The 23937-nt window shown below is 71.4% G+C and carries 19 protein-coding genes and 3 pseudogenes; 9 read left to right on the forward strand and 13 right to left on the reverse strand.

All coding sequences use genetic code 11. The annotated features are described in order from the left end of the window. The first annotated feature begins 112 nt into the window (after positions 1 to 112). Positions 113 to 3742: a CHAT domain-containing protein gene (locus ACZ5VQ_RS47910; protein WP_469110514.1), complete on the forward strand. Its 3630-nt coding sequence runs from the start codon at positions 113 to 115 to the stop codon at positions 3740 to 3742. Positions 3743 to 3939: 197 nt separating this feature from the next. Here the strand turns inward: ACZ5VQ_RS47910 and ACZ5VQ_RS47915 are convergent, their stop codons facing one another. After that, a complete protein-coding gene (locus tag ACZ5VQ_RS47915; protein WP_469110515.1) occupies positions 3940 to 4257 on the reverse strand; it encodes a hypothetical protein in 318 nt (105 codons plus the stop codon). 35 nt (positions 4258 to 4292) lie between these two features. On the opposite strand from ACZ5VQ_RS47915, the gene ACZ5VQ_RS47920 reads away from it, so the two are divergent. After that, positions 4293 to 4490 (forward strand): hypothetical protein, encoded by a 198-nt coding sequence (locus tag ACZ5VQ_RS47920; RefSeq protein ID WP_469110516.1) that lies wholly within the window; start codon positions 4293 to 4295, stop codon positions 4488 to 4490. After that, positions 4483 to 4737, forward strand: a pseudogene (locus ACZ5VQ_RS47925) (type II toxin-antitoxin system death-on-curing family toxin); the annotation flags it as partial. The gene ACZ5VQ_RS47920 and the pseudogene ACZ5VQ_RS47925, both read left to right, overlap by 8 nt. Positions 4738 to 4797: 60 nt before the next feature. Here the strand turns inward: ACZ5VQ_RS47925 and dcd are convergent. The 9 genes from dcd to ACZ5VQ_RS47970 form a co-directional block, all read right to left on the reverse strand. Next, positions 4798 to 5415: a dCTP deaminase gene (dcd, locus tag ACZ5VQ_RS47930; protein WP_469110517.1), complete on the reverse strand. Its 618-nt coding sequence runs from the start codon at positions 5413 to 5415 to the stop codon at positions 4798 to 4800. Next, on the reverse strand, positions 5412 to 7382 hold the full coding sequence (locus ACZ5VQ_RS47935) for a PEP/pyruvate-binding domain-containing protein (RefSeq protein WP_469110518.1): 1971 nt from the start codon (positions 7380 to 7382) through the stop codon (positions 5412 to 5414). Before ACZ5VQ_RS47935 ends, dcd begins: the two co-directional genes overlap by 4 nt. 64 nt (positions 7383 to 7446) lie before the next feature. Further along, the gene (locus ACZ5VQ_RS47940; RefSeq protein WP_469110519.1) at positions 7447 to 8238 is read right to left on the reverse strand and encodes a hypothetical protein; all 792 of its coding nucleotides are present in this window, start codon (positions 8236 to 8238) and stop codon (positions 7447 to 7449) included. A 39-nt stretch (positions 8239 to 8277) separates the two neighbouring features. Further along, positions 8278 to 8814, reverse strand: a complete 537-nt coding sequence (locus tag ACZ5VQ_RS47945) for an NUDIX hydrolase (RefSeq protein WP_469110520.1) — start codon at positions 8812 to 8814, stop codon at positions 8278 to 8280. 9 nt (positions 8815 to 8823) lie between these two features. After that, positions 8824 to 9456: a class I SAM-dependent methyltransferase gene (locus ACZ5VQ_RS47950; RefSeq protein WP_469110521.1), complete on the reverse strand. Its 633-nt coding sequence runs from the start codon at positions 9454 to 9456 to the stop codon at positions 8824 to 8826. Positions 9457 to 9505: 49 nt separating this feature from the next. Beyond that, positions 9506 to 10069 carry an adenylyltransferase/cytidyltransferase family protein gene (locus ACZ5VQ_RS47955; RefSeq protein ID WP_469110522.1) on the reverse strand — a complete coding sequence of 188 codons (564 nt, stop codon included), beginning with the start codon at positions 10067 to 10069 and terminating at the stop codon, positions 9506 to 9508. Beyond that, positions 10066 to 11265 (reverse strand): aminotransferase class V-fold PLP-dependent enzyme, encoded by a 1200-nt coding sequence (locus ACZ5VQ_RS47960; RefSeq protein WP_469110523.1) that lies wholly within the window; start codon positions 11263 to 11265, stop codon positions 10066 to 10068. The genes ACZ5VQ_RS47955 and ACZ5VQ_RS47960 overlap by 4 nt, the downstream gene beginning before the upstream one ends. Further along, the gene (locus ACZ5VQ_RS47965) at positions 11258 to 12760 is read right to left on the reverse strand and encodes a nucleotidyltransferase family protein (RefSeq protein ID WP_469110524.1); all 1503 of its coding nucleotides are present in this window, start codon (positions 12758 to 12760) and stop codon (positions 11258 to 11260) included. Before ACZ5VQ_RS47965 ends, ACZ5VQ_RS47960 begins: the two co-directional genes overlap by 8 nt. Then, positions 12757 to 13413 (reverse strand): dTMP kinase, encoded by a 657-nt coding sequence (locus tag ACZ5VQ_RS47970; RefSeq protein ID WP_469110525.1) that lies wholly within the window; start codon positions 13411 to 13413, stop codon positions 12757 to 12759. The genes ACZ5VQ_RS47965 and ACZ5VQ_RS47970 overlap by 4 nt, the downstream gene beginning before the upstream one ends. A 276-nt stretch (positions 13414 to 13689) precedes the next feature. Between ACZ5VQ_RS47970 and ACZ5VQ_RS47975 the strand changes: the two genes are divergently transcribed. Together ACZ5VQ_RS47975 and ACZ5VQ_RS47980 are read left to right on the forward strand one after the other, a co-directional pair. Continuing rightward, positions 13690 to 15927, forward strand: coding sequence for an ATP-binding protein (locus ACZ5VQ_RS47975; RefSeq protein ID WP_469110526.1), 2238 nt, complete (start codon positions 13690 to 13692; stop codon positions 15925 to 15927). Positions 15928 to 15988: 61 nt separating this feature from the next. Continuing rightward, on the forward strand, positions 15989 to 18901 hold the full coding sequence (locus tag ACZ5VQ_RS47980) for a tetratricopeptide repeat protein (RefSeq protein WP_469110527.1): 2913 nt from the start codon (positions 15989 to 15991) through the stop codon (positions 18899 to 18901). 32 nt (positions 18902 to 18933) lie between these two features. On the opposite strand, the gene ACZ5VQ_RS47985 is transcribed toward ACZ5VQ_RS47980, so the two are convergent. Beyond that, the gene (locus ACZ5VQ_RS47985; RefSeq protein ID WP_469110528.1) at positions 18934 to 19107 is read right to left on the reverse strand and encodes a hypothetical protein; all 174 of its coding nucleotides are present in this window, start codon (positions 19105 to 19107) and stop codon (positions 18934 to 18936) included. Between the two features lie 476 nt (positions 19108 to 19583). Between ACZ5VQ_RS47985 and ACZ5VQ_RS47990 the strand changes: the two genes are divergently transcribed. From ACZ5VQ_RS47990 to ACZ5VQ_RS48000, 3 genes and pseudogenes are all read left to right on the forward strand, one after another. Beyond that, positions 19584 to 20156, forward strand: coding sequence for a hypothetical protein (locus ACZ5VQ_RS47990; protein WP_469110529.1), 573 nt, complete (start codon positions 19584 to 19586; stop codon positions 20154 to 20156). Positions 20157 to 20350: 194 nt separating this feature from the next. Next, positions 20351 to 20680, forward strand: a pseudogene (locus ACZ5VQ_RS47995) (AAA domain-containing protein); the annotation flags it as partial. A 198-nt stretch (positions 20681 to 20878) separates the two neighbouring features. Then, positions 20879 to 21320 (forward strand): annotated as a pseudogene (locus tag ACZ5VQ_RS48000) (sigma-70 family RNA polymerase sigma factor); the annotation flags it as partial. Positions 21321 to 21470: 150 nt separating this feature from the next. On the opposite strand, the gene ACZ5VQ_RS48005 reads toward ACZ5VQ_RS48000, so the two are convergent. Together ACZ5VQ_RS48005 and ACZ5VQ_RS48010 are read right to left on the reverse strand one after the other, a co-directional pair. After that, positions 21471 to 22217, reverse strand: a complete 747-nt coding sequence (locus ACZ5VQ_RS48005; RefSeq protein ID WP_469110530.1) for a hypothetical protein — start codon at positions 22215 to 22217, stop codon at positions 21471 to 21473. A 153-nt stretch (positions 22218 to 22370) separates the two neighbouring features. Then, positions 22371 to 23312, reverse strand: coding sequence for a hypothetical protein (locus ACZ5VQ_RS48010; protein ID WP_469110531.1), 942 nt, complete (start codon positions 23310 to 23312; stop codon positions 22371 to 22373). Between the two features lie 273 nt (positions 23313 to 23585). Here ACZ5VQ_RS48010 and ACZ5VQ_RS48015 point away from each other — a divergent pair, with 273 nt between their 5' ends. After that, a complete protein-coding gene (locus ACZ5VQ_RS48015; RefSeq protein ID WP_306935175.1) occupies positions 23586 to 23849 on the forward strand; it encodes a helix-turn-helix transcriptional regulator in 264 nt (87 codons plus the stop codon). Positions 23850 to 23937 lie beyond the last annotated feature (88 nt).

The following is a 23937-nucleotide window of genomic DNA, read 5'->3' on the forward strand; positions in this document are numbered from 1 at the left end:
CATATCATGCCACGGTCGTCCCGCCGGTTCCGGATGCCCCGGCGGCCGTCAACAGCCCTGTCTGAAACCGCTGTTGACCAGGGATGGTTCGGCGACGGAGAGGCGGGGCACCATGAACGAGGAGGACGCGGTCGCCGGGCAGCGTCTGCTAGTGGCGGTCAGGCAGCGCATCGCCAGGTTCGGTGAGACCCGGGATCCCGGCCTGTTGACCTGTCCGGAGGCGGACGCCGAGCGGGCCGCTCTCGCCGCCGCGACCGATCTGGAGGCTGATCCCGAATCCCGTAGCGCCCTGGGCGTCCTGCACTGGCTCCGGCACCTTGTCCTGAACCGAGATCCGGACGAACTGGCCCAGGCGGTCGCCCTGCTCGCCCCGCTATGCGAGAGCACGCCGGATCTGGTGCCCGAACCGCTACGCCGGCATCCCGCGCTCTCCCGCTCACCCGCACCGGAGTCGGCGTTCGATCTTCTGGACGCCTACCGGGCCGATGGTGATCCCGCCAGGCTCCACGAGGCCGTACGCCTCCTGCGCCAATCGCTGGCGAAGAGTAGCGCGGAGGCGAAGACAGAGGCAGGCGCCGGGGAGCGCGCCACCGCGCTCGCCAACCTGGGTGCCGCGCTGCTGATGCTGGCCGACCACACCGGCGAGGGCGACATCCTGGACGAAGCGCTGGCCTGTTGCCGGAAGGCCGTGAAGCTGACCCCCCGCTCCGGTCCCGCCCGTGCGGGACGGCTCGCCAACCTCGCCCAGGCGCTGGCCGCCTCGGGGGCGCACCGGCCGCGGCGGCGCCTGCTGGACGGGGCTCTGGCCGTCATGCGCCGGGCCGTCTCTGAGACGCCCGATGACGCTCCTGAGCTGCCCGGCAGGCTGAGCTTCCTCGCCGACGTGCCGCACGTCTGCTACACGCGCAACGGGGACGTCGGGCTGCTCCATGAGGCCCTGGTGATGACCCGGGCGTCGGTGGCTCCGGGCCCGGCCGGGCCGCAGTCCGACCCCAGGATCTGGACCAACCACGCCGCCGCGCTGAGCGCGCTGCACACCCGTACCCGCGACGCCGACGTCCTCCGGGAGGCCGTCGCGGCGTGCCGCACGGCCCTGAGCCTCTTCGGGCCCCGCGACCCGGCGCGAGGCCACCCGGCCGGCAACCTCGCCATGTGTCTGCTCGCCCGGTACGAGGCGCTGGGTGACATGGAGGCGCTGGCCGAGGCGGAGACTCTGCTGCGGGACGCCTGCGCGGCGCGGGGTACCGCACCACCGGTCCGGTTCGCCCTGCTCTCGGGGCTGGGACTGGTGCTGCGCTCCCGCGCCGAGGTGACCGGTGACCCCGACCTCCTCGCCGAGGCCGTGGCCGTCGGCCGGGTGTCGCTCACCGGGCCGCTGAACCCGGCCCACCGGGTGGCGGCCCTCGCCAATCTGAGCCTGTCGCTGCACATGTCGTACCGGGCGACCGGGGACACCGCCCTGCTGGAGCAGGCGGTGGCCCGGGGCGCCGACGCGGTGGCGTCGACTCCGGACGCTCATCCCGACCGGGCTGGCCGTCTGGCGAACTTCGGGATCGTGCTGCGCGGCGCGGCGGAGCGGACGGGTGACCTCGCGCAGGTCGAGCGGGGCATCGCGGTGTGCCGGGAGGCCGCAGCCCGTATGCCCGACGCCGACCCGGACCGTCCCGCGGTCCTGAGCACGCTCGGGTTGCTGCTGCGGCTGCGCGGGGCCGCCGGGGACGACGACAGCCTGCGCGAGGCGGTGCGCGTGATGACCGAGGTGGCTGACGCCACTGAGGAGGGCGACCCCGACCTGCCGGGCCGGCTGTCCAACCTGATGATCGTGCTGCGCGCCCAGTACGACGCCTCCGGCGCGGTGACGGCCCTGCACGACGCGGTCACGGCGGGGCGCCGGGCCCTGGCCGCCCTGCTGCCCGGCCACGGCAACCGGCCCTCGGTGCTCGCCAATCTGGGGCTCGCCCTGTCCACGCTCGCCTCCCGGACGGGCGACGACCGGACGCTCGCCGAGGCGGCCGAGGTCTACGCGGAGGCGTCCCGCAGTCCAGGCGCCCCGGTCGTGCTGCGGATCTGGGCGCTGCGCGAAGAGGCCAGGATCGTCGCGCAGCGCGGCGATCCGGGGGCCGCCCTACCGGTGCTGGAGACCGCCGTGTCCCTGCTGCCCCGGCTGGCCGGGCGCGCCCTGGACAGGCCTGACCGCGATCACGCGCTGGGGCGGGTCGGCGGCCTCGCGGCGCAGGTCGTGTCGACGGCGGTGGCGGTCGGCCGGGTGGCGTACGGCATCGGGCTGCTGGAGCGGGCGCGGGGCGTGCTGCTGACCGAGTCGATTCTGGAACGGTCGGCGGACCTGGCGGTGCTCACCGCCGTCGCGCCCGAACTGGCCGCGGAGTTCACGCGGTTGCGGCAGGAGTATGCCGCCGACACCGGACCGGGCGGCGACCTGTACACCCCCGACGGGTCCCGGGCTGCCGCCGCAGCCACCCGACGGACCCGGCTGGACGAGCAGTGGAACGCGTTGCTCGCCCGGATCCGGGAGCAGGACGGGATGCGGGATTTCCTGGACCCCGGGCCGCCCGCCGAACTGCACCGCATGTCCGCGGACGGCCCGTTGGTGTACGTGTACGCGGCCGAAGAGGCGGGCGGCGCGGTGATCCTGCCGGCCGGCGCGGGGGTGCCCCGGCACATGCCCTGCTACGGCGCCACGGCGGCGGCCGCGGCGCACCAAGCCGAGGCGTTCGACACCGCCGTCCGCGCGGCCTCGACGGCCGCTGGATACGGCGAACGGCTGCGGGCCCACCGGGAGATGAGCCGGGTGCTGGAGTGGCTGTGGGACACCGTGGCGGAGCCGGTGCTTACGGCGCTGGCGGACACGGACGGGGCGGACGGAGGCGTTGGGGTCCTGGACGGTAGGGACGAGGACGGTACGGTCGCCGACCGGCTGTGGTGGTGTCCGGTCGGCGTGTTCACGATGCTGCCGCTGCACGCCGCCGGGTACCACCGTCAGAGGTCGGGACGTACCGTCATGGACCGGACAACCAGTTCGTACACGCCGACGCTGCGCGCTCTCGACTACGCGCGGAGGGGCGCCACCCCGGACGCGGGCACCGGCCCCGACACGGAGGCCGGCCCGGACGCAGGCGCGGTGGGTGCCCTGCTGCTGGTGTCGGTAGCCGAGCCCCCCGACGCGCCTCCGCTGCCGGGGGCGGAGCGGGAGACCGAGGCGCTGCGGGCGCTGCTGCCCGACTGCACGGTGCTGAGCGCGGCCGACGCCGGACACGACGCGGTGCTGACCGCCCTGGAGGCACGCCGCACCGTCCACTTCGCCTGCCACGCCGTCGCCGACCCCCGAGTGCCGTCCCGGAGCAGGCTCCTGCTCTGCGACCACCGGGAACGGCCGCTGACGGTCCGTGAGATCGCCGGGGTGTCGAACCCGGCGGGCGCGCTCTGCTACCTGTCCGCCTGTGCCACCACAAAGGCGGCGCCCCGGCTGGCCGACGAGTTTGTGCACATCACGTCGGCGTTCCAACTGGCCGGCTTCTCCCACGTGATCGGCACGCTGTGGCCGGTGAGCGACGTGCACGCGGCGACGGTCGCGACCCGCTGTTACGAAGCCCTGCGGGGGCCTGGGGGAACGCTGGAGACCTGGCGTGCCGCCGCGGCGGTCTCGGCCGCCGCCCGGTCGGTGCGGGACATCATGCCGGGGTCCCCGCTGCACTGGGCTGGCCATGTCCACTGGGGGGCGTGAGGAGGGGTACGCCGCGGCCCGCGTCGGCGGCGACGCGGGCCGCCTTCCGCTCCGCTCGCCGCGCGGTGAACTGCCACCGGGCCGAGTCCATGGTGGGAGCGGGCCCGTTCGCAGGAGCTGCTGCAGTCGCGCGCGGCCTCCAGGGCGCGGACGAAGTGACGGGTGGCCTCCCGGGTCCGGCCGTCCTGCGCCGCGAACTAGCCCTGCACGTGCAGCGCCATCGCCGCGTCCAGGCGCATTTCGAGCGTGGTGAACAGGGCCAGCGCCTCGGCCAAGTGTTCCTCGGCGGCCTGCCCGAGGTCGGCGGCTCGTTCCATCGCCGCCGCGTCGCGCAGGGCGATGGCAAGGTTGCGCGGCAGGCCGTTGCCCCGCCGGAACGCGAGGACGGTGTGCTGTTCGGCGACGGCTTCCGCGTGTCTGCCGTGCTGGTACAGCAACCAGGCGTGGTGGGCGAGCGCGGTCGTCTCGACGAACGGGTCGCCACCGGCGCGCCATAACCTGCTCCTCGCGTGCACAGTGCAACGGCTGGTTCGAGGACAATCCGCGGGAGTTGTACGAGCGCGGGTGGAAGGTCCGCTGGCCGCAGCTCCCCGGCGAGGTCCTGGTGATGAACGCCAACGGCCGCGAGTACCAGATCACTGCGGACGGCGTGCGCTCCATCACCTCGCAGGCCGCGCTCGAGGCGCAGCAGAAGGACGGCCCGGCAGCGCGGGCGAGATCCACGGCAGCTCACCGGCGGGATCGATGACGCGACCTGCACGTTCGCGCTGTGCCGACGGGCGATCGAACGGCCGCGGACCGAGGTGTTCGGGATCGAGCTCTACCCGACAACGCACGAGAAGGCGGCGGCCCTGCTGCACTCCGTCGCGCGCCATCACGCGCTCGTCTACGGAAACAAGCGGACCGCCTGGCTCGCTATGCGTGAGTTCCTGCGGTTCAACGGGGTCAGCGCCGGCGTCGCCCCGCCGCACGTCTGCGTCGCCGGGCCGGTCGTGTAGGCCGTCGCGATGCGGCTGACCGGCTGATTTTCGCCCGTCTGAAGCGCACGGTCAGTGTCAGAAGGGTTCAGCCAGCGGTGTGCAAGCAGCCACGGCACCGCCCTCCCCCCGCGCGTAGAAGTGGCCGAACTGGTCCAGGAGGCGGCTTGGGGCGGTGCCGAGCTGGCCTGTTCTGCCGCTGGGGTGCCGTGCCGCCGCTGGGGCCGAGAGCCGGGCGAAGACGAGGTGACAGACTGGAGTGCCGACGTACAACCGCACCCGGCGGCCGCCGACCGTCGACAGCTCGAAGACGAGGCGCGAGGGAGCGCCGTGGGCGAAGCCCGCGTTGACGAGTTGGGATGTGGCGTGCACTTGGACGCCGAGCCGGGCGACGTTGGAGATGCCGGAGAGTAGGCCGACCAGCGAGGGCGCGAGGCTGATGCGTTCGCGGGTGCCGGCCAGCACGAGGACGTCCGGCGTGAGCACCACGCTGTCACCGGCTTCGAGAACGCCCTCGCACCGGGCGAAACTCTCGGGGTCCGCGGTGTCGAGAATCTCGTCGCCCTCGATGCGGCGGAATGGCTCCGCCAGCCGCAGCAGGTAGCTGTTGCGCTTGACAAGCCGTTCGTCGAACGGCGTGATGCCGATGTCGCCGCACCGGACGGCACCGAGGATGTCCTGGTCGGAGAGGATCACAGGGTCTGCCCCTGCCCGGCCTGCCGCGGCGTGACGGGCCCCACGGTCTGCGAGGCGCTGTCAAGCAGGACCACGGAGTCCGCGGCGAGCGTGTCGAATGCCTCCGCGTCCACCAGCGCGGGGACGCCCAGTTCTCGCAGCACGATCGACAGATGGCTGAGGTAGGAGCAGTTGCGGAAGACGAACCCGACGGACCTGGGGTCGCGGCCCCGGATGAACCGTTCGAGCGAGAGGTACGGCAGCCGGGCCAGTACCACGACGGGGTCGTCCGCCGGTCGGCTGCCTGCTGCGTGGGTCCGGTCGGTGTGGAAGTGGAAGTCGAGGGACTCCATCAGCAGGTCGTGATCGTCGTCGATTCGGATCACCCGCCCGCTGACCCGGCCGGGAGCGATGACGTTGAGCGCCTCCGGGGCGGCTCCCTCCGTGTCCTCGTCGACGAAGTCGATGAGGAAGAACGAGCCGTCCGAGGTGATACCGAACTCCACCGAGGGCTGCTGGTAGTACGCGCCCGCCACCGCAACGGCCCGGCAAACCTCCTCGATCTGCCGGTCGGACAGCTCCGGCGTCCTGCCGACCACGACACTCCTGGGCTGACCGTCCTCAATGACGAACGCCCTTTCCTGAAGGGTGAGTTCGTGCCCAACCACCTTGCCATCGAGGGTGCACACGTACTGCGAGGTGGTCACGACCCCCTTGGGCACGAAGGCCCCGAACCCGATCTCGACCAGGACGCGGTCGCCGAACCTGCGTGCCACCCCGGACTGGACAGCCGACCGTACCTCCGTGGCGATCAGCGCGAACTCGTCGTGGGCAGCGCCCACCAGTTGCACGATGCCGTCGAGGTCCTCGTGCCTGGTGCCGGCAGCGCTGAAACGGCGGACGATCGAACCGGACAGTCTGGCCGGGTCCTGGAGGACGAAGCTGATCTGAGAGGCGTCGCGCAGGGCCTCGGGCAGCGGGGAGGCGTCCGGTCCTGCGGAGTCGGCGGTGGGGTGGGCCCGGACGATCCAGGCCCGCCCTACCGCCAGGTCGCTCTCCTCGGCGATCAGCCGCAGCCGTACCTTGTCCAGGCCGGTCAGGCCGCCCAGTTCGGCCCGGTCGGCCGACGTCACCGGGATGAAGCGGAGGGCGAACTCCCGGTGCGCCGGTGCGGGCAGCGCGGTGATCGGACGAGCCTGCACCGGGATCACGGCGTTGTCGGCGGTGACGCACAGTTCGATGTCCTGCGGCGCCGCCCGGTGGTCGGTGACCGCCTTGCCCAGGCTCCGGATCTCCGCGATCAGCCCCAGCACGCGGGTCTCCAGCGCGGCGTCGCACCAGTCGGGCCGGTTGACTGTCCGCATGCCGTCACCCGAGAGCCGGACGGAGAAGGGCTCGGTCTCACCGCCGACCAGCGCGCTTCCCGCGCCGGGAACCACGTCCAGCAGGTAGCTCTCGCGGTCCCCCGTCACCGGGTCGGCGGTGAACAGTACACCGGACAGGTCGGCCGGCACCTGTTCCTGCACGATCACCGAGATGGGAACGCGCTCGCCGGCAGCCGCGCCCTCCCCGCTCGCGACCTCCGTCCCGCCCCCGGACTCGTCGGCTTCCATCCGCCCGGTGTAGTAAGCCGCACGGTCCGATCCGCCGGAGCGCGCGCAGCGCTCCACGGCCGCCGCCAGATCCTCGACCCCGACGTCCAGTTCGGATACGAATTGCCCCGCGTACGAGGCGTTCGCGCCGTCCTCCGCGGCGGCCGAGGAACGGACGGCGAAGGGCCGGCGCAGGCCGTGTTCGTCCACCAGCGACGCGAGCAGCCGCGCCAGCCCGCCCCGGTCGGAGAGGAGAGGGGACAGCGCATCGGCAGGCAGTACGAATCCCGGCGGGACGGGCAGGCCGATCGCGAGGAGTTCGCCCAGCCCAGCGGCCTTGCCGCCGACACGGTCGCTGTCGGCCGCGCGCAGGGAACTCAGGGCGGGGATGTCCATGAAGTACCTTCCGTGGTTCCGCTCCGGTCTGTCGCCCGGAAGGCGGGAGGTGAGCTGGCCAGGATCAGAGGGCGAGGTCGGGCAGGGCGATCGCCTGCTGCCAGAGCTCCTGGTAGTGGTCGACGAGCAGGTGGAACAGCTTGAAGTCGTCCTTCTCGGTGATCCAGAAGGTCGGCCGTTCCATCGGGGGGAGGGTGTGGAGTATCGGCTCCACGTGCGCGTATCCCGAGTGCTTTTTGGCGTCGAAGAGGATTACCGACGCCGTCGGGATGACGGGGTAGGCGCGTATCTCGATGTTGCGCTGTTGTTTGGGGGTCAGGCCCGCGTGCCAGTGCCGCAGGTGCGCCAGGTTTGCGCGCAGCACGTCCTCCAGGTTCGGGAAGCCGTGCACCGTCCCCATGTCACCGATCCACGGCACCTTGTCGCCGTTGGCGTCGACGGGACTGAGCAGGGCGAGCCTGAAGTGGCAGTCGGAGAGCGCCCGGTCGGCGATGGTGGGCAGCATGTGGTGGACGACGTGGCCCAGCTGCAGCCCGTAGATCTCGACGGTCCGGTGGGCGCCCTGCAGTTGCGCACCCAGTGCCGGGAGTTGGGAGCGGCCGGTGAACAGCAGACCGCCGCGGGCGCCGTTCATCACGGTGTTCTGCCGGATCCGGATGTCGGCCGTGGCGAGCGCGATCAGGCCGAGCAGCAGGACGACGGTCGCGGAGAAGAGGACGTCGATCCACTTCCGGTTCTGCGTGAATCCGGAGACGATCTCGAGCACGGTGACCAGGACAGCGAGCAGACACCCCGTGTACGCGTCGGGATACCGTCGTGCGCGGACTGCTCCCGCGATCCGGGGAAGGGATCCCATCGGCGTCACAACTCCTATTCCGGCGTGCGTTCTTCGGACTCAGATCACGTCGCACACGGCGAGGGCGGCGATGGTCTTGGCGTCGACGATCCGGCCTTCTCGCACCATTGCGCGCACGTTGCCGCGCGGCACCATGAAGCGCTGGATGAACTCGCCCTTGTCCGGGTGCGCGGGACCCGGCACCAGACCGGTGGCCGCGTAGACGTAGGTCGTCTCGTCGGACAGGTGCGGACTGATCCGCAGGGTGCCGACCAACTCGACCTGGTCGGCCTGGAATCCGGTCTCCTCGCGCAGTTCCCGGATAGCTGTCCGCGCCGGGTCCTCGCGGGGCTCCACCCGGCCGGCGGGGGCCTCGATCACCCACGACTGCGGCGGGAAACGGAACTGGCGGATCAGTACGAGATCGTCGCCGTCCAGCGCGACGATCAGGGCGATGGCGGGAAACCGCACGACGTGGGTCTCCATGCTATGGCTTCCGGCCAGTTGAACGGTCCGGGAGTCCACGGAGATCCAGTCGCCGAACGCAGTGGTCCTGACGTCCGACGCGTTGACGGTCGGGGCGGGCATGTCGGTCATGGCTCCTCCTCACTCGTTCCGTTCGGCGACGAGCCGGACGAAGGACTGGTGGGGGTCCTTGCGGGTGCGGCCGTGCTGTTCCAGCAGGTAGGGCACGAACAGGTCGGAGGTGAGGTCGTAAAGTGTGCGTCGGCTGAAGTACCGCTTGGCGTCACCCGGTTCGAGCTCGTAGTGGTCAGGGCCGAGTTGTCTGCCCTCGCCGTGCTCGGGGTCGTCGACGGAGTTGACCATGACGCACAGCAGGCCGCCGGGGCGCAGTACCCGCCGGAACTCGGTCATGATCTCCCGGCTCGTCGGTAGGTCGAAGTAGTGGACGCTGAGGTGCGCGTAGACGACATCGAAGGACCCGTCGTCGAAGGGGTGCGGGAAGTCCGCCAGGGAGGCGGTGACGCGTTGGACCGACGCGGACAGGGCCTCCTCGGGGAACTGGGCGAGGGCGAAGTCCGAGTGGTCCATCGCCGTCACCCGGTGTCCGGCCGCGGCGAAATAGGCGCTGTCCTGTCCCTGCCCGCAGCCGGCGTCCAGTACCGCCGAGCCGGCCGGGAAGCGGCTGACGACCTCCTGTGCGAAGTAGGTGGGGGTACGGATCCAGTCGGTGCCCCGATATGAGCGGTGCTTGGTGTTCCAGAAGGTGGCAGTCATCGTTCGGTGATCTCCAGGGGGAGCGTGCGTGCGGGCTTGCTGGTACTGCTCACGGCGACTGCGGCGGTGCGGCTCCCTCACGCGGCACGGCGGCGGTCAGGCCGTCGATGACGCGGGCGGTGCCGTGGGGCACCAGCGCGCGCCAGTCCTCTCCGGCGGCCAGGCGACGGCGCACCTCGGTCGCGGTCACCCGGCGCGGATTTCCGGGCACCGCGGAGACGGCGTACCCGGCGGTCTGGAAACGCCGGTACTTCTCCTCGTCCCAGGGCTCGTTGAGAGTGACCAGGTGGAGGCAGCCGCGGGGCAGGTAGTCGTCCCACGTGCCGGGGTCCGAGACGTCGAACGGCACGACACGCACGGTGCACGCGTCGGCCGGCACCGCCTCCGGCAGGGAGGCGGTGACCATCTCGGCCCGTTCGAAGTAGGTATAGGGGTTCGCGTCCCTGGTGTGCCGGTGGGCCGAGGTCCGCTCCTCGGCGAGCCGACCCAGGGCGGGGTTGGTGATGCCCACGATGACGTACCGGCTCCTGAGTGCGGCGATGGCGACGTATTCGAGGTGTCCGAGGTGGAAGGGCTGGAAGCGTCCGTGGACCACGGTCCATCGCGGGTTCACGGCACACTCCGTGCGGTCGGTCCGGGGGCGCCGAACGGCGCCAGGTTGTCGAACAGCGCGGCGACGTCGCCCGGCGTGGTGCAGGCGTGCACGCTGACGCGCAGCCATTCCTCGGTCGCGGCGACCGACCAGCCCCGGGCGCTCAGGCGGGACTTCACGGCGCGGTGGTCCGCGACGCGGGGCGAGCGCACCCGGACGATGCCGTACCTTCCCGGGGCCGATGCCGGGCCGAACGTGCGGAAACCCGCGTGCGCGGCGGCGACCGGCACGTCGGCGGCCGTCGTCCGGCACACCGAGGCCAGGTGCCGCGGGCCTGCACGCTGGTAGGCGGACAGGGACGCCAGCAGGCCGTGGAGCGCGGAGAGGTCCGGCAGGTTTCCCTCCAGGGCGGCTGGGCCTCCGCGCTCGCGGGGACCCGGCTGCCACGCGCCGTCCGCCGCGGTACGTGCCTCGCAGTTGCGCGGGGACAGCAGCAGCGGGGAGAGCCCGTCCAGAGCCCCGGGCGCGGCGATCACGAATCCGGCGCCCATCGGGGCGAGCAGCGCCTTGCGGCCCGTGGCGAGGAGTACGTCCACCCCAAGGGCGTCGAAGTCCACCGGGATGCGGCCCACCGACTGCGCCGCGTCCACGATCACCACGGCGGGTGACAACTTTCTTGCCAAGGAGGAGAGTTCGGCCACCGGTTGCAGTACGCCGTCGAGATGTGTCAGGTGGGTGCAGGCCACCACCGCCGTGCGCTCCGACAGCAGGAGGGCGGCGCGCTCCAGGTCGACCGGCCCGCTGGGCAGGCACGGCAGGGTGCGCAGCCGTACGTCGGCGCGCTGTCCCGCCAGCCGGCACCACGGCGCGGCGTGCGCGGGATGGTCCGCTGCGGTGACGAGCACCTCGCCGCCCGGCGGCACGGTGAGCCCGCTGGCGAGGGCCGAGGACGCCTCGGAGACGCTGCGGACGAGCGCCACTTCCGCGTCCGGCCGGGCGCCGAAGACCGTCTTGATGCGTTCCCGCAGCGCGTCCAGACCGGCCGTCCGTTCGCTCTGGAAGTCCGGCGGCGAACGGTGGGCGGCCGCCGTCGCGGAGAACTCCGTCACCGCCCGGACGCAGGCGCGGGAGAGCGGGGCGGTCGAGGCCCAGTCGAAGAACCGGCCGGTGTCGGACGTTGGTCGGAAACCGTCGTCGTGCATGGCGTGCTCAGTCATCCGCCAGCTCTCCCTTCCGTCGGGCAGCGGCGCCCTGGACCGACGCGAGGTGCTTCGCCAGTGCGGCGTCCCGGCGGGTGACCACCTGGTCCCACGAGCAGAGGAAGACGTCGTCACCGATGGCTACCAGTTGCCGGTCGGGGAACGTGCCGCCCACCCGCACCCCCGCGGCGGGCGTCGGCCTGAGTCGCGGAAGCCCCACGGCCGAGCCGTCCGGCGCGGCCAAGCGGTCCGGTGCGACCCCAGTGAGGGCCGGGTGACCTGTGTGGATCATGGTCGGGCAGGCGTCCGATCGCAGTCGCCACCGGGTCAGGTCGGTCCGCGCCATCAGCCGCACCAGCAGCTGCTGCGGCAGGGTGCGGTCGCTGAGTGTGACGGACAGTCGCCGGTTGTAGAACACGGCGCACTGGCCGGCTCGTCGGGCGGCGACGAGCGGCCCTCGGCGCCGGCGCAGCGTCGACCGGTACGCGTGGACCGCGTTGACGGCGGCGCGCCGGTGCCAGTTGCGGTCGTGCATGCGCCAGAGCGGTGAGGTGCGCCCGCCGCCAGCGGCGCGGCGCAGAGTCCGCGCGAAGCCGCCGATGCGCGGGTCGCGGTAGAGCCTGGTCAGGTGGTCGGCGAGCAGCAGCGCCTGCGGCTCCAGCGAGTGCCGCCGGATCTCCCGTGCGAGGCGGCCGAAGTCCACGTCGTCCCGCGTCAGGGCCAGCGACACGGTGTCGTTGACGTCCTTGACCGACACGTACCCGTCGGACAGGGCGTGGGCGAACATCACCAGCAGGGTCCCGGTGGGATTGACGCCCTGGTAGCCGAGATCCGGTGCGACCGGTTCGTAGAAGTCGGTCAGCGGGAAGTCGAGGTAGTCCCCGGCCCCCACCGAGTAGGTGCCGAAGTGGATGTCCACCCGGGAGAACCGGCCGTCCTCCGCGCGGACCAGGAAGAGCTGGCCGTATTCGGCCCGTCCGTGCTCGAACTCTGCCTTGAACCAGGGGCATTCCTCCTCGTCGAAGACGTAGCCCCGCTCGCGCAGCAGTCGGACCACGGCGAGGCAGGCTGCCCAGTCGGGGACGTACACGTCGACGTCGCGGCTCCAGCGAGGTGACGGATCCCGGTAGAAGCGGGCGTTGTTGAAGCCCTTGATGACCGCCAGGTCGGCGCCCGCCACCTCCGGCTGTCCGGCGAGCCAGGCCAACTCCGAGCGCAGCAGTCGCAGATGGTCCGCGAGATGGCCAGCCTCGGCGGCGTACCAGGACTTGGCGGCGGCGGCCCGCGCCCGGTGGCTTTCGGGCCCCGAGGTCGCCAACTGGTCCAGCCCGTACTGGAACTGGGGAACGGCCTTGTGCAGCCGTAGGACGTCTCCGACCGCCCTGCGTCGGCCCTCCAACCGGTGAAGTCCCGCCGCCGCACGCTCCGTCCGCTCTGGGTCGACGAACATCGTCGCCCAGGTGTCGAGCACCGACGACGCGAACCGGTTGCCGCCCGTCGCCTGCCTGCTCACGACAGTGCCTCCAGTGCGGGCAGGCGAGGCACGGCACAGAGCTCCAGGGTGTCCCGCAGCGACGTGAGCACCTCGTCGAAGGGCCGCTCGCCGTCGAGTCGGTACACCGCCGGATGACCGCTCAAGTCGATCTCCCACTGCGCGAGCAGGCACTCCTGGAAGCGGACGAAGCCGGCCGCCTGGCCGCTCGGATCGTCGAACCGCTCGTACGGCGCGCAGGTCCCGCCCCTGCGTGCCCAGGCCGTGCGCGGGTCCACGTCGAGTAACACCACCGCGTCCGGCACCGGGAGTAGTTGGCGCAACTCGTCGAGCGCCGGACTCAGGCGGCCGAGGGCACGCTCCTTCGCCAGCACCTTGTACCAGTACGAGTCCAGCAGAACGTGCCTGCCTTCGACGACCTCCGGTCGCACCAAGTACTCGTACTGGGCCACAATGTGACCCCCGACGAACATCACGCGCGGCACGTTGGAGAGCCGGTCCTTGATGGCGCTGGGTGCGTCCGGCGCCATGACGGCGGGTAATTCGTGGTTGCGGAGGTCGCGCCAGCCGACGGTGGCGAACGTGCCGCCGCGCAGCGCGGAGAGGAGACTGGTCTTGCCGCTTCCGTCGATCCCGAGCAGCACGATGAAGAGCCCTCTGGTGCCAGTATCCATGTCTTCTCCTCGCCCTCACGCGTTCGATCCCGCGCACTGCCGACCGGACGGCACCCACCATGCGCCCTGCGGCGGCGCACTGCCGACAGGTTTCCCTCCACAGGAAACCCGTGGAAACACCGGCGGCCGGATCGCCGCAGCTCAGCGGGTGGAAACCCGGGCGGTGACGGGGGAGTTGTGCAACCCCCCGTCACCCGGAAGCGGGGCGCGCGAGGGACAGCGGCGGCGATCCGCCGCGAGCGGCACGCCGATGGGCCGGGCAGGAGAACGTCCGGCATGACCGGGCGGGACCCACATGGACGGGACGGGACCGGCCAAGGCGCGGGAGCCGGGTTCGGTTTCTCGCTGCGCCGACGGCGGACAGCCGCAGGACTGTCCCTGGCCGACCTCTCCCGCCTCGTGCACTACAGCAAGGGCTACCTCAGCAAGGTCGAGAGGGGACTGGCCTTACCGAGCGCCGAGCTCGCGCGCCTCTGCGGCGACGTGCTCGGCCCCGACGACCTGTCCCCGGCCGCGACGGCGCCCGAGGACTCGGTCCGCCAGATCCCGAGGCAGCGCTACGCCCTGCCCGAGCCGAGCGGGCACTTCGTCGGCCGCGAGAACGAGACGAAGCTGATCGAGTCGCTCGTCCTGGATGCTGGCCCCCGTCGGCGTGCCGGGACAGTACTGTGCGCGATCACCGGGATGGCCGGCGTGGGCAAGACGGCGCTAGCGCTGCGGATTGCCCACCGGACGGAGGCCCACTTCGCCGACGGCTGTCTCTACCTTGACCTGCACGGCTACTCGCAGGACCTGCCCGTTGTCACGGTCGCGGACGCCCTGGACCGGTTGCTGCGCATGCTGGGCATGCCCGCCGAGACCATTCCCCACCACGTGGAGGACCGGGCCGCTGTCTACCGGGGGGCCATGACCGGCCGACGGGCCCTGGTGGTCCTGGACAACGCCGTCGACTCCCACCAGATCAGGCCGCTGCTGCCGCGTGAACCGGGCTGCCCCGTCCTCGTGACCAGCCGGAGTGCCCTGCCCTCACTGGACGAGGGCCACCACGTCCCGCTGGGTCCGCTGCCTGCACTCGACGCGGAGGCACTGTTCAGCAGCATCTCCGGGATCGGCACGGGCGACCGGGGCACTTCCGGCGAGGGCCCGCCCCCGCCGGGGGTACGCGACGTCGTTGAACTGTGCGGCCGGCTGCCGCTCGCGCTGCGCATCGCGGCCACCCGGTGCCGACCCGGCGGACCGCGGACGGTGGCGGACTTTGCGCTGCGGCTGGCCGATCGGCGTTGGGGGCTAGCCGAACTGGACGACGGGGAGCGCAGTGTGGTCGCGCCGCTCACCGTCTCCTTCGACGCGCTCGACCCCTCCGAACAACACCTGTTCGCGCTGCTCGGCCTGTTGCCGGGCGACGACTGCGACGCCGCGTCGGCCGCCGTCATGGCCGACTGGGACCTACCCGCCGCGGAGCGGGCACTGAACCGGCTGGCCGACGCCCACCTGCTGCTGCGGACCCGTCCGGGCCGCTTCCGCCTGCACGACCTGCTGAGGGTGTTCGCCCGGCAGGTCGCGGACCGCAGATTCGCGCAGGGCACCCGGGCGGCGGCGACCGCACGGCTGGCCGGGCACTACGTCGCCGCGGCCGACGCGATGGGGCGCGTGCTGGCACCGCACCGCTACCGTCTCCCGGTCACCGACGGCCTGGACGTGACCGCCGCGCTGCTGCCGCCGGTCGCCGGACGTGACGAGTCGCTGGCGTGGTTCGCCGCAGAGCAAGAGACCGTCGTGGCCCTGGTCCGGGAGAGCGCCCGGCTCGGCATGGACGCCGAGTGCTGGCGACTGGCGTACGTCCTGCGGGACTTCTTCTTCCTCACCAAGCGCTGGGACGCCTGGGTCGCCAGCCACCGTGAGGCCCTGCTCGCCGCGCACCGCGTCGCCGATCCCGCCGCCGAGGCGGTCACCGCGAACAACCTCGGCCTGGCCCTGATCGAGACCGGTGACCTCGACGGCGCCGCCGCGCACTACGAACGCGCCCACCGCATCTTCCACGGCATCGGCGACGAGCACGGTGCGGCCAACGCCGTCGGCAACCGAGCCTGGGTGCACTTCTACCGGGGCGAACACTCCGAGGCCATGCGGGAGTTCAGCACAGCACTGGCCTACTACACACGCAGCGGCGCCCGCCGTAACGTCGCCATCACACTGCGCGGCATCGGCCTGACCGAGGTGGAGCTGCACCAGTTCGACGCCGCCATCGGGCATTTGAAGACCGCGCTCGCCACACTGGACGACCTGGGCCTGTACCTGGACACGGCCATGGCACTGAACTGCCTCGGCGAGGCATACCTGCGCAGCGGCCGGCCGCGGGAGGGCGCCGAGTGGCTGGAGCGTGCCGTCGTCGTCAGCCGCACGTGCGGCAGCCGCCACGAGGAGGCGAGGGCACTGCACCATCTCGCCCTGGCAACGGCGGAGTTGTCCGGCGCGGTGCCGCGCACCGACCGGAGGAACCAGCAGGACGGGTGAGGGGGAGGCCGTGGGTTCGGCGGGAGCGGAGGGTCCGGCGCGTTCCGGGCACAGATACGACGTGTTCCTCAGTTACGCCTGGGAGGACATCGACCTGGCGGTGCGCTTCCAGGAACTGCTTGAGGCCCACGGCCTGTCGGTCTTCAGGGATGTCACCGGCATGCGGGACTACGACGACATCCCGACCGTCATCCGCGCCGCCCTCGACGGCTCACGGACCCTGGTGGCGCTCTACACGCCCAGTTTCCCGGAGAGCCAGTACTGCCGCTGGGAGATGTACACGGCGCTGACCCGCTCCTACCACCTGTCCGGGCAGACCCGCCGGGTGATGGCGGTCGTCCGTGGCATGAGGTTCTCGCAGGTGCTGTCTTCCCGGCTGAAGTGCCTGCGGCTGCCCGCCGTCACGGCCGCACTGGCCGACGTGTCGGACTCCGTGCACCGGCTGGTCGACGGTATGGACCACCGGACCTTCGGCGACGCTCCCGAACCGCCGGTGCCGTCCTGGTATCCGGAACCGGCCGTCGGCAGCCGGCACTTCCGCGGCCGGCTGCAGGAGCTGTGGCAGATCCGAGACGCCTTCGACGGCGACGACGGGGCGGGCAGCGACCTCCCGCCCGTGGTGTTCCTGGTCGGGGGCGGCGGCATCGGCAAGACGATGCTCGCGGAACAATACGGGCGGCTGTTCGCCGAAGACCATCCGGGCGGCGTGTTCGTCCTCGGGGGTCTCGGCTCCCACCTTGACGGCTCCCGGGACCCGCTGCGGGTGGCCGCCCTGGTGGACGACCGGATCACGGCCATCGCCCGCCGCCTGGAACTCGTCGGATCCGATGCCCCGGCCGCGGCGGCCCGCGCGGCGCTGAGCACGCGTCTAGCCGCTACCGGCACGCCTTACCTGTGGATCCTCGACGACCTGCCAGCCGGGGTGGACACGGCCGTCTTCCGCACACTGGTCGCTCCCACGGCGCTGGGCAGGACACTCGTGACGTCCCGCGCCCCGGGACCCGGGGGTCAGGGGGCGCGCATCGACGTCGGGGAGCTGGGCGAGCTGGACTCCCTGGCGCTGCTGTCGAGCAGGCTGTCGCCGACACCCGGTGCGGAGCGCCAGGCACACCGGAGGCTGGCGCAAGCTCTGGGGCGCCATGCGCTGGCGATGGCCGTCGCGGCGGAACTCGTCACGCTGCCGGAGACCGGAGGCTTCACCGGTCTCCTCGCCTCCTTCGCCGAGCCGAGCCCGGACGTCCTGGAGACCGCGGAGCGGCTCGGCGTCCATCTGCCGACGGCCCACGGCGTCAGCATCTGCGCCACCCTGCTGCGCGGGATCGACCGGCTGACGCCTGAAGGCCTGACCGTTATGCGGCTGGCGTCCCTGCTCGCGCCGGCGCCGTTCTCGCCGAACTTGCTCACGGACATCCTCGCGGAGTCGCACGGGGAGGGGCGGGACCGGCAGGAGTTCTGGGAATCGGTCCGCCGCGGTCTCGCCGAGGCCGAGCGGCTGGCACTGGCCCGCCCCGACGGCACGGGGAGCTTGAGTGTGCACGCCCTCGTCAGCCGAACCGTTCGGCTCGCCGACCACGACGACACTGCGCGCGAACGCGCTCGCCGGGCCGCCGTCCGGGTGCTCGGGGAGAGGCTGGAAGGACCTGCGGCGGGCGCCGCCGCCCGGTTCAGGACCTTCGAGGCGCTTCCGCACGTGCGGACGGTCGCCGTCGCGCTGGCGGAGCGGGACGATCAGCACCTCCTGAACGAGGCGGGCCGGGTGCGTTCCGAGAGCGGTGACCCCGGGACCGGGCTCGGACTCCTGCGCCTGCTCCACGACGGGTGCATCGCGGCTCTCGGCCCGTCCGACATCACCACCCTGCGCGTGCTGGCCGGACTGGCGGTCGCCCACGGGATGTGCGGAGACCACGACACGGCGGTGCGTCTCAAGCACCAGGCGTACGACGGGCTCGCCGCCCTCCTAGGACCGCACCACCCCGATACCCTGACGGCGCTCAACAACGTCGGAGTGACCGAGCTCGACCGCGGCGAGTACCGCACGGCATGGCGGGTGTTCGGGCAGGTGTACAGGGCGAGGTCCCGCAGGAACAGCGCGCAGCACCCGGACACCCTGCTGGTACTGGCCAACGCCTCGGTCGCCGCCTCCCTGGAGGGCCGCCACGCGTTGGCCCTGCGGCTGCGCACCTCTTTGCTCGCCCGCACGGCCCGGGTGCTGGGCACCCGGCACCCGCAGTACGCGGACGCGCTGAACGGCATGGGCACCACCGCGTACGCGCTCGGGCACCGCGCGGAGGCGGCCGACTGGTTCGACCGGGCGTACCGGCTGCGCCGGGACCTGTATGGGGAGCAGCACGGCGACACCCTCGACGCGCTGGAGAACCACCTGATCGCCGCGTCGGCCAACCACGACGGGACGGCGGGTCCGGACCGCGAGGAGGAGGGCTTCCGCGAGGTGTACCGGTGCAGGCTCGACCTCCAGGGGCCGTCCCACCCGGCGACGGTCACGACCCTGCGCCACTGCCTCGTCGCCTGTCGCCGCGGGACAGCCGCCGACGGCCCGGCCGGCGACGAGGGTCCGCCCCTGCCGACGCCTCGGATGGAGCCTGTGCAGACGCTGCCGCACGGGGTGACGTCCGGCGGTGTCCGCCTGGAGGCCGACGATATGGACCGAAGGATCGAGACCTTCGAACTGGCCTGCTCTGCACAGGAATTGATGGCAGACAGCGGCGAGGACGACGAGGTGCGGGCGCTGATGACGCAGCTCTGGCTGGCGCACGCCACCGCCCTGCTGGACCAGATGGACGGGCAGCGCGAAGTCGCCCTCGCCGTTGCGGAGGACACCGAAGCGGGTCTGGCACGGGAGCTCGGACGTGACCACCCCCTCACCCGGACCGCGACGTCCCTGTACCGGTGGATCGAGGAGTTGGTCGACGCGGCGGTGGAGTGGCCGGGAGAAGGACGGACCTCCATCGACTGACGGCGTGCCAGTGACGATAGGGGGAGACCGAGTCAGTCGGCTGTGCGGACGTGCATGGCGATCGGGTAGTGGTCGGAGTAGCCGTCCTCGTTGATCTTCTTGCCCATGCCGCCGTCGGCCACCGTCTGTCGGATGTACTCATTGGCGGAGAGCTTCAAAGCGGCAGCGTGGGCGGCGAGTGCGGTTTGTTCCTCGGGAGTGAACATGATGGCGGGGACCTTCTCGGGCTACGGGAGTCGCTCGACTGGAGCGTCGGCGGGACCACGCGAGGCTATCCGGTGAGAGCGTGCACGGATCATCCACCGGCCGCATCTGTCATGGACCCGCACTGGCACGTTCCGCTCTCTCGCTAGGCAGCCGGGCGCCAGCTGACCAGGCTGTTGTTCCTCGGGCGCGCAGGGGTGTATCCGCGGTTGGGTTGAGTTCGACGGCCCTCGAGCGAGCACGTCCCGAGCGATCCGTGCGCGGAATGCTGTCCTCCGCGCGCCTGTGTCGCGCCGTTTGTGCTTCTTTCGCGCCCCATTCGCGCTCCAACTGCCCCTGTTTCAGGGTGTCTTGGTCTCCCTACGTTGGTCTGTTCGCTTCAAAAAGGCGGGCTCCGGTGCTGCGCGGGCCGGGTTGGTAACCGTTTGAACCCGGGGAGTGATACGTGGAAGCGATCGTGGGGTAGGCGCGTCGGCAGATGGTGGCCGCCCGGGCACATGAGTGGGCCGACGCCTTGATCGACTTCGGTCCCTACAACACACTGCTGCACTTCAAGGACACCAAGACGGCGTCCCTGGATGTCACCGCGGCCGCGCCGCAGGCGGTGACCTCCCTGCTGGCCGGCCGTACGACTCGGCTGATCAGCCTTTTCCCTGAGGCCGCCGATCACACTGCGGCCTGCGGCCGGGCCCGGAGCCTGCGCCGCAAGATGGTGGAACTGGACGAGGAGCAAGGCATCGAAGCCGGGCGCCTCGCCCTGAGCCTGCTGCGCGCGGAACCCCCCTCCACCCGCGGGAAGGCACCGGTGCCTGCGCTGCGTGCCCCGCTGCTCCTGCAGCCGCTGGCCATCCAGCCACGCACCGCCACCGAGAACGACTTCGTCCTCGAGACGGCGGGAGAGACGGAGATCAACCCAGTGCTGCTGTATGCCCTCAGCCGCCAGTACGGCCTGGACGCGGACACCGAGGCGCTCGCCGACAAAATAGCCACCGCCGTCGAGGAGTGCGCCGATCCCGCAGACCGTACGCGCCTGGCCTACGAGATCCTCTAGGCCGCCTGTACGCGCAGCGGCCTGACAGTAAATGGGAAGAGCGCCTTGTGGCGGGCGTCTTCAGCTTCGACCGGCTGCCCATGGTCAAAGACCTCAACGGCGCCACCGGCCTGCTGACGGGCCATCCCGTTATCGCCGCCCTGGCCGGAGACCGGGAAGCCAACCGGGCCCTGGCCGAAGACAACGGCGCGCGCATGCCGGCCGGCGCCGACGGCATCGCGCCCCGCTCTGAATACCTGGTCCTGGATGCCGACGCTTCCCAGCAGAAGGCCATCAGCACTGCCCTGGCCGGATCCCATCTGGTGATCGAAGGGCCGCCCGGCACGGGCAAGAGCCAGACCATCGCCAACCTGATCGCCGCCCTCTCCGCCCAGGGTAAAAGGATCCTGTTCGTCGCGGAGAAACGTGTCGCCATCGAGGCGGTCACCGACAACCTCGCCCGCGTAGACCTGGATGGGCTGGTCTTCGACCTCCACGGCACCAAGCTCAGCCGCCGCCAGATTGCCCAGCAGCTGCACGAGGCGCTGGACCGAGCCGGCCGACAGACCGCGCCCCGCCCCGCCGACCTGCACACCAACCTGGCCCACTACCGCCAGCTGGCTCTGCAGCACATCCAGGAGTTCCACCAGCCGCTGCCACCCTGGCAGATCAGCACCCACCAACTGATCACCCGACTGATGGGCAGCCCGCCCGATCACCACACCCGCCTGCGCCTGCGCGGCCGCGCCCTGCACCAGTTGAGGTTGGCGCTGACCACGGCGACCGCGGAGCTCTCGCAGCGGCACGGCCGCTCGCCCACCGTGCACGAGCTGGCCGAGAAGCTGGGCATCTCGGAGGAAGAGGTCCTGGAGGGCCTGGAGTCGGCCAACGCGTACTCCACGCTGTCCCTGGACGTCCCCGACACGGACGACGAGTCCCCGGCCGTTGCCGCCACGCTCGGTGCGGAGGAGGAAGCGTTGGAGGGCGTCGAGTAGCGCGAGTCCCTCAAGCCCCTCCTTGAGGATCTCCCGCCGCGCGAGAAGCGCATTCTGCTGCTGCGCTTCTTTGCCAACATGACCCAGGCTCAGATCGCCCAGGAGGTGTGCATCTCTCAGATGCACGTTTCGCGCCTGCTGGCCCGGACCTTGGCCCAGCTGCGGGGAGAGGCTGCTGGTGGAGGAGTGAATCGCCTGCGCAACCGTTGCTCATAGCAGCCACAGACGGAGCCCGCGACTTGTCGGGATCCTTGGGGAAGCGACTGTGCATCTCACCCGCGTGATTTTGGCAAAGGGAACGGGAGCGCGCCGATCGGAGCGCTCCCGTTCGCGGGGTCCGTCAGGCGAAGCCCAGGCGTGCTGCGGCGTCGGGGTGCTTGTTCAGCCAGGCCGTTGCGTCGGAGTTTTCCCGGAGCCAGCGGGCGCAGACGGCCCACTCGACGTGATCGCTGCCTGCGTCACGCAGAACGATGTCGGCGACGAGTGGGGTGCAGGCTGCGGCTGTGCCGTGCGCGCTGCACGCTGCTTTGGTGTTGGAGTGCGGATCGATGGACAGGATGCTGGACTCCATCGATTGGGCGCCGTCGGTGTAGGTGCTGTCGAACCACTGGATGAACTGGTGGACGGTGCCGATCCGGGCGACGCGGTCGTGCAGGGCCTTCTGGTCGTGTCCGGGCAGGAACCAGCCGAGGGTGACCGGTGACTGGCAGCCGCAGCCGCACGTCCGTGCGGCGTGGGGGGAGTCGAAATACGTCACGGGGTTGCGGGTCGGCTCGACCGGCTGAGGCTTTCCGACGTACGCATCGTGGACCGGGTGCCCGGCCTCCAGGTACCGGCCCTCGATCGCCCGCCGCCCGCCGGCCACCGGAACGAGGTGGTCGATCTCGATCGCCTGGCGCACGGTGCCCTGAGAGGAGAGCAGAGCATACTGCTCCCGGTCGGCTCGTTCACCAAGGACCCAGCATCCCCGGTTGGCGCGGAACAGGGCCGCGTCGTCCATGTTCGGGTCCCAGCCGACATGGTCGCGGCCCAGCTGGTCTTCCTTCGGGTTGACGTAACGCATCGCCCCGAGCGTGATGTGAATCATCAGCGCACCCCCATAGATGGATAGCCGGGGCCCCTTGCCCTGCGACTATCCGTATCGTGCCTCACGAGCTCAATACCTTCAACCCCTAGAGGGCTAGGGTTATCTGTCGAAGTGTCAGGGCTGCCGTCGCGACGTTTTGTGCGCGTAACTGGTTCACCGTGGACCGCAATCAGTGCGTTTCATGCTCACCGGGCCGTGCTGCTGGGGGATGTGCCAGAGGATCTCGTCGGTTTCGCGGCAGTGCCGCCAGGCGGCCAGTGTGTGTGATGCGGTCAGCCGGTCGAGGAGTTCGGCGGTCTGGTGGGGTGAGTGTCCGCACAGGCGGGCGAGTACCTCCATGTCGACGCTGCCAGCTTCGCCCGAGGTGAGGTGCGCGGCCAGAGCGAGCGCGGTCAACTGCATGGCCGGAGGCCGTCCAGCCGGCAGTGCCAGTGGAGTGGGGCGCAGAGCCCAGTGCGCGGCGCGGGCCCGCGCTCGGCTGCCCGGTTGCTGGCAGAGGACGGCGGCATCCAGCAGCCGCGCCTCCACAACAGGGGGTCTGTGTCCCGTGCAGCGCAGCCACCCGGCCTGCTCCAGTTCCTCCCACAGCTCCGTGCGGCCGCGCAGTCGCATGCCGCGCATGAGGCCTGCGGGCAGCCGGACATGGCCACGGGTGTCGGCACGCAGGGTGCACTGCAGGGCGAGGAGCCGGGTGGCGGGGGAGGTGAACTGGGGAAGTGCTGCTGCCAGGTAGGTCAACATCTCCCGCACGCGGGTGCGTTCGGCCGGGCCGCCCGGTGGCGCGGGCTGGCGCCCGGAGCGTCCGGGCCGGCGCGGAGCGAGCAGGGTGGCGGGGACGACGGCCGTGTGACTGGTGGCGGCCGCGCAAGCGGCGCAGGCGTCGGCGAGACGCCAGGTGCGGCCGCTGCGGTCGCGGGTGAGAGCAAGGAGCACCGGCCCGGCGCAGCCGCGGTGACGTGGATGCCAGGAGCAGCCCCTCGCCCGGCACTGACAGGTGCGCAGATATCCCGGCAGCGCGTCGGTGCGCGCATGGCAGGCCAGATGTGCCAGAGCCGCGGACCGCGCGGAGGCGGCCTTGAGGGGAGTGGCGTGCACGGTGCAGTGGGGGCAGACCAGACTCGGACCGCCCGCCCGTGAACGCAGTTCAACCGTCCAGATACGCCGCACTGCGGCAGGCGTGCCGGCAAGCCTCATCGGCCCGTTGTCCTCCTGTCTGTCCGAGCCTCTGTGGCGGGTGTTCCCGCCGGAAGCATCCAGGACGCACGCACGGTAGTGCAGATTCCTGCACCGTGAATGTCACCCCCACTTCGACCGATAGTGCAGAGGTCTGCACTGACAGGGCAGGGTGCTGCACCGTCGGATGGTGGGGTGACGATCTTGCCGCCCGACCCCGACCTCACCGCGCTGCGCGTGACGCTCGCGCGGCTGAGGAACGAGCGCGGCTGGACCTTCGACGAACTCGCCCGCCGCAGCGGCCTGGCCCGGCGCACCCTCATCGACCTCGAACACGGCCGCACCACCGGCAGCGTCACCACCTGGCACGCCCTCGCCCACACCTTCGACATCCCCATCGAGCACCTGCTCGGCACCCTCTGCGACGACCACACCCCACCCGGCACACCGAACCCCTGACCACGCAGCGCCCGGTCGCGCACCGCTTTACGAATCACCCGAACCGGTGAGCACACACCGAACACTTGGGCGCCTGCTGGCGCACGCG

The organism is Streptomyces sp. NPDC033178, assembly GCF_055577685.1.

What these genes read in the sequence shown, in the direction of transcription:
- ACZ5VQ_RS47975 (WP_469110526.1), top strand. Translation starts at nt 13,690, where the DNA reads ATGACCGGGCGGGACCCACATGGACGGGACGGGACCGGCCAAGGCGCG.
- ACZ5VQ_RS47910 (WP_469110514.1), top strand. Translation starts at nt 113, where the DNA reads ATGAACGAGGAGGACGCGGTCGCCGGGCAGCGTCTGCTAGTGGCGGTC.
- ACZ5VQ_RS47960 (WP_469110523.1), bottom strand. Translation starts at nt 11,265, where the DNA reads ATGACTGAGCACGCCATGCACGACGACGGTTTCCGACCAACGTCCGAC.
- ACZ5VQ_RS48005 (WP_469110530.1), bottom strand. Translation starts at nt 22,217, where the DNA reads ATGATTCACATCACGCTCGGGGCGATGCGTTACGTCAACCCGAAGGAA.
- ACZ5VQ_RS47950 (WP_469110521.1), bottom strand. Translation starts at nt 9,456, where the DNA reads ATGACTGCCACCTTCTGGAACACCAAGCACCGCTCATATCGGGGCACC.
- ACZ5VQ_RS47985 (WP_469110528.1), bottom strand. Translation starts at nt 19,107, where the DNA reads ATGTTCACTCCCGAGGAACAAACCGCACTCGCCGCCCACGCTGCCGCT.
- ACZ5VQ_RS47970 (WP_469110525.1), bottom strand. Translation starts at nt 13,413, where the DNA reads ATGGATACTGGCACCAGAGGGCTCTTCATCGTGCTGCTCGGGATCGAC.
- ACZ5VQ_RS47990 (WP_469110529.1), top strand. Translation starts at nt 19,584, where the DNA reads ATGGTGGCCGCCCGGGCACATGAGTGGGCCGACGCCTTGATCGACTTC.
- ACZ5VQ_RS47945 (WP_469110520.1), bottom strand. Translation starts at nt 8,814, where the DNA reads ATGACCGACATGCCCGCCCCGACCGTCAACGCGTCGGACGTCAGGACC.
- ACZ5VQ_RS47935 (WP_469110518.1), bottom strand. Translation starts at nt 7,382, where the DNA reads ATGGACATCCCCGCCCTGAGTTCCCTGCGCGCGGCCGACAGCGACCGT.
- ACZ5VQ_RS47940 (WP_469110519.1), bottom strand. Translation starts at nt 8,238, where the DNA reads ATGGGATCCCTTCCCCGGATCGCGGGAGCAGTCCGCGCACGACGGTAT.